The sequence below is a fragment of the Campylobacter sp. BCW_6468 genome (assembly GCF_001762865.1).
Taxonomy (GTDB): Bacteria; Campylobacterota; Campylobacteria; order Campylobacterales; family Campylobacteraceae; genus Campylobacter_D; species Campylobacter_D jejuni.
In genome coordinates this window covers 418-5,561 of record NZ_MJXQ01000036.1, presented here as the reverse complement: position 1 = coordinate 5,561, position 5,144 = coordinate 418, and the positions used below count along the sequence as shown (strand labels likewise).

1 protein-coding gene and 1 pseudogene are annotated in these 5,144 nt (G+C 26.9%); both read left to right on the top strand.

Annotation, left to right across the window (positions count from 1 at the left end):
• Positions 1 to 147 precede the first annotated feature (147 nt).
• The gene (locus AJ889_RS05600) at positions 148 to 4,080 is read left to right on the top strand and encodes a hypothetical protein (RefSeq protein ID WP_070293166.1); all 3,933 of its coding nucleotides are present in this window, start codon (positions 148 to 150) and stop codon (positions 4,078 to 4,080) included.
• Positions 4,081 to 4,098: 18 nt separating this feature from the next.
• Positions 4,099 to 5,144, top strand: a pseudogene (locus AJ889_RS05595) (hypothetical protein); the annotation flags it as partial.

The window sequence follows — 5,144 nt, the reverse complement described above, 5'->3', positions numbered from 1 at the left end:
TCCTAAATTTTACAACAAATACAAAGATTTAGAAGTAGAGATTGATGATAAGGGCAATGTGCTTAGATGGATAGGAGAGATTAATAGAGACAAAAAATATTAGCAAATAAAAAATGATATAATAATGCTTTATATAAGGAATCTTTTATGTTTATAAGTTCTAAAACAGAGTTAATTCAAACTATTAAAAATTTAACAATCAACAATAAAGAAGTTAAACAGATTGATTTTATTTATCCTAATTTTTCTATTTTACACGCTATATTAAAAAATATTGATTTTCATCAAAGAAAAATGCTATCTAAAAATCAAATATTGACTATGGAAATACTAGAAATTTTAAAACAAACTTGTGATAATCACAATAATATAGAAATAAATATCCATACCCTTAATGAGCTTGATGCTGGACAAAATGTAAATTTAAAAGATTTATCAAGCAGTGAAATTTGTACTAAAGTTTATTTAGAAGACTTAGAAGAAGAAATTCAAGACAAGAAACAAGATAAAGATTTGAATCTTTTTTATCATACAGATAAAAATAATCTTTGTATCGAATTTATCAATACTTTAAAAGAACTAGCTAAAGATTCTGAAGATATAACAACCTTAGACGAGTTAATCGAAAACATTGATCCTGATAATATAAACAGTGAGAAATTTGATGATTTTAAGAAAAAAGTTTTAGAAAAGATTGGAAATGTCATAGAATCGGATTTTTTCAAAAATAGCATAAGTCCCACTTTAAAAAATACTTATGAAAAATTTATCAATGAGTTGTTAGAACACATTAAAAAACTTGCCGAAGAAAAAGAATATGAAAAAATTAAAATCATACTAAGTGCTATAGCGGGTGTTGCAATAGCCACAGTGGTAGCTGTTCTTACAGGTGGGGCAGGATTAGCTATTTTGGCTGCTGGTTTATTTTCTTTAATGGGTTCTGCAAGCGAGTATTATGAATTTGCTCAAAGAGATTATGGCACACTTTTAACGCCTTTAGCCGCATTTTTAGCCACTAGATGTGCTATGTTTATTCATTATATTAATTCTCGCTTGTTATCTTGTGTTTTAATTATTGATAAAAAAGAAATTATTGATTTAAGTGGTTTTGGATTATATCTTGGAAGCGATGAAAGCAATATCGCTTCGAATTTGGCTTATAAAATCACTTTAAGCGAAGAAATAAAAAGCATTGAAAATATTTTTAGTGAAATCTTTTTAAACCCAGAACAAAAAGACAAGGGGTATAAAAATACACCCAATGATTCAAAATCGAGCAATTTACCCGCTTTCATTTCAACGCAAAAATTATCTAATTTGTATTTAAAAAACAATGCTATTTTAAAGAATTTGCAAGAAGATATTAAACAATTTATTTATTTTTCCTATATAGAAAGTCCAAATTTTAACTCAAGTAAACTAGCTGAATTTTTCGCACAAAAAAATCAAAATGCACAAATAGATTTAAATACAACTAAAATGAGTAAAAATTATTTGATTATTTCAAATATCCCCAATAAATACAATGCAGGACTTAGTGAAAGTTTAACTCAAGAAATCGCCAACTATAATATACAAGATAAATACAGAAGAATTAAAAAAAATATTGATACTTCAAAAAAAACTTATGACAGCACAAGAGATTATAGCGAATATAGCATAGAAATGCCACAAGATGAAAATGAACCTTATATTTTACAATTAAGCCCTTTTGTGAAAATATCCAAAGAAGCTTATGAGAATAGTAAAAAAGCTTATGAAGATATGCAAAAGGTTTATAAATATTTAACAAATTTTGTTGCTACACCGCAGAAGCTACCAGAATTCGCAAAAACAGCTAAAGAAAAATTAGCAATATCAGAAAATGAGCCAATGATAGAAATAGTAAAAAAGACGGAAAATTTACGACATTGCGAACGAATAAACATTTTAGCTTATATTGACTACAATAAAAAAATAAATGATAAAAAATGGCTTCCTTATTTTTATATCAAAAAATTCTTTAAACAAAACGAAGCCAAAGAATCCATCATAGAAAAAGAAAAGAAGATAGCTCATCAATATTTAACTTTTTTGAAAAAAGAGTTTTTTGAAAAATCGGATAAATCTTCATTTGGGAACTATTCTTTAATGGAATGTTTATTCATTTCATTTGTCTTGTATCAAGCTAAGCTTATTTTTCCAAATATCAATTTGGATTTGAAAAAATATGGAGGCAGTAATTTTGTATATATAAAATACTTAGATAAAACTTATGTTTTATGGACAGATGAATGTCCAATATATGTAAATAATGAGCCAACAAATATTACAGCATATGAAGTTGTATCGCAATTATTAAAAATACTTGACAAAAAAGATTATTCTTTTGTGGAAAATGATAGTTCGATAACTATAGATGATTTTTTTAATGAATTATCAAAAGATTTAGATACAACAAATACATTAGATAAAAAAATAATCAAATTAAAGCAAATGTATTATTTAGATGAACAAAAATGCATTAAAGAATTTATGAATTTAGACGAAGAAACGCAACGAGCTTTTGTTGCATGGATGGATATAGAGAAACAAATATCAGATTTATCAAAGCTTTTGGAACAGATGTATGGAAAAGAATATTTAAATAAGGCAAAAGAACAAAAAACAAGTGAAATATTTACTTATGCAATGTTAAAAATTTTATTAAGTGCTAGTCCTTTTATCAGCTTTACAGCTCAAATGTTGTGGGATTTTAATTTTTTAAAAACAATAGAATATGTTATTCAAGCTTGTATTAAAATAAACAAAGAAGGATTTAAAGAATTTTTTAAAGAACAGCTTGGTATTTTTGTACCTCCAAAAAAGAATAGTATATATCATATACACATAAAATCTAATTTAATAATAAAAGCACACTTGCAACAAATAGAAAAAGAATTAACTCATACTAAAATCCAAATGATTTTAACACAAGAGATAAAATCCAATTTAATAATACAAAAAAATACATCCGGTTTAAATCTATTTATCACAAAGATAAAAGAATACTTTAATGAAAAACAAATTAAGATTTATTGGAGTGATAAATATATGAAACAATTATTTGTATACTCTAATCAAGAAAGCAATATATCTAAAATTGCTCTTATGCATAGCATAGATATACAAACTCAAAAATATACTATTTATACTTATGCTAAGCTAAATAAACTTGACCTTGCTTCTATTGTGACTGGAGAATTTGTGGGTATTTTTTTAAATTATCTCTTTCCAACAAATTTTAAAGCCCTACAAGAACAATATGAAAGCATTGTTTATCAGCTTTACACCTTTAAAGATGATTCTCCTTTAGCAGTTATAAGAGATCATTTTATAACTTATCCTTTTGCAATCAATTCGAAATTCATTAGCTTTGATTTAAAGAAAATTTTTTATGGCATAGATCTTTGCACAGGAGTTTTTGACACTCATTTTTCCTTTCATTATGAAATAAAACCAAAGCTTGAAGAAAATAAAGAATTTCTTTTAAAAAGACTTTTGTCTTATTTGATTATTGATGAGAAAAGAAATGCAACTGCTTTAGAGGATATAAAAGAACAAAAATATATTATAGATGATTATACTTTTTATTTTAAAGAGTTAAAATCTTTAGAACTTAAAAAATGCACTATATATCAACTTCCTTGTAATCATCCTTTGTTTAAAGAGTTTAGAAATAAAGAAAAGCAAATTAGTGCTTTTAAAAAAGATGAAGATAGTCCTATTCATGCTTACAATGAAGCTTTACAAATTTTACAAGATTTTGCTAATGGAATTTACAATACAAGTAAAGATAAAACAGGAAGATATATAGAAGATAAAAATAAAACCAGAAGATTACTAGAAAAACTCAATATCATAGGACAAAACAATCTTAAGGCTATGTATATGGGGATAAATGGAAATGAAGAAAGCTTGAAAAACAAAGACAATGAAGAAGGAAACGAGGAGGATATAGAAAGTGTAACTAAAAACAAACAATCCCAAAAATTACCGCCTAATTTCATAGGCAGACTAGCCACTACTATAATCATAGAAGATGGTTTATATATGGGTTAAATTAAGAAAGGATAGATAATGAGTGAAACTTATGAGATTTATACACCCAATGGATTAGCATTAGATGTGGAAAAAGATACCAATAAAATACTCTTTAAAGAAAATGTTAAGCCCACAGGCAACTATACCGAAGAATATTCCAAAGCTTTGTTTGAAGCACACGACATTAAACGAAACTCCCCCTACAAAGACTATAAACCCCAATACCTAGATCCTAACTTTTATACAGGGCAAAAATCCACTCTAGTTGAATTTAAAGAATGGCAAAGTATATATTTAAAAGATCCTATCAAAGGAGCTATAGCTCCTTGGACTAAAGCAGAAAAAGCTTATTATCATTCTTTAAAAACCAAAAGAGAAAGATATAAATATTTAGCAATAAGAAGTGGATTAAGATCTGTGGTTATAGATATACCCTATGATGCTTATGCTAATGTAGATGAAAAAGGAAGATTGGTTAATGAAGATTATGCCTATATTTACGATGAAGTAAGTTCTCATCGTGGAACATTAAAATCTTATTCTTTCTTTAATGAATGGGAATTATCTGCTTTACTTTTGGGAAATATTAAAGCTAGTCCCACAGCTGCCGTAGGATTTAAAGCAAGACAACAACAAGCATTGTTCTTACAAGCTCAACTTGGAGATAAAAATGCTTTTAAAAGTTTAGGTTTAGCAGTATTGTGTTCTAATTCTTTTCTTACAGGGCAACATTGGAATAAGCTTAGAGCAAAAATGATTTACGATTTACACGATTATCATTATGAGAGTTTATTAGATGAATTTGGTATGCTTCCTTTTTTAGATGAGATTATAGGAGTAGATTGGGTGATAGATTTAAATCGATATAAATTTGCTCTTGATGAAGAAGGTAGAATCATTTGGGCTTTATATGATGATATTGAAAAAGGTAAATTAAAAGATCCAAGAGATATAGATTCTACTTCTGAAAGCAGGAAAGAATTTGATCATTATATGGATGGATATAAAAATGGAATGGCAACTAGATTTGATGTAGATATTAGAAACGAAAGAGATGAAAGATCTGCTAAACTGACTATGGA